A 255-nucleotide genomic window follows, 5' to 3' on the forward strand; every position below is an offset into this window, starting at 1 on the left:
CGGAAAAAGAACCGGAAGACGCCCAGTCCGAACTGGTACGGGACTTGCTGGCCATAGTCACGTCCTTTTCGGCCAGGTTGTACGGAGCCAAGGGCGGCAAAAAAGTCCGGCAGGGGTTTCGGGAACTAATCACGGGAGTGTCGCAAGATGAAGAAGCCGAAAAAGAAGAAAACAGTTAACCCGGAAGACGGCATAAAATACACCGTCTGTGGCGAGTTTTTCCCCGAGATCTACCCCGCCTTTCGCTCCCGGAAG

General features: G+C 54.5%; 1 pseudogene. It reads left to right on the forward strand.

Going from position 1 to position 255, the window contains the following annotated elements:
• Positions 1-179: pseudogene (locus IT084_RS19215) on the forward strand (IS607 family transposase); the annotation flags it as partial.
• Positions 180-255 lie beyond the last annotated feature (76 nt).

Source organism: Desulfallas sp. Bu1-1, assembly GCF_015594625.1.
Classification (GTDB): domain Bacteria; phylum Bacillota; class Desulfotomaculia; order Desulfotomaculales; family Desulfallaceae; genus JADNRQ01.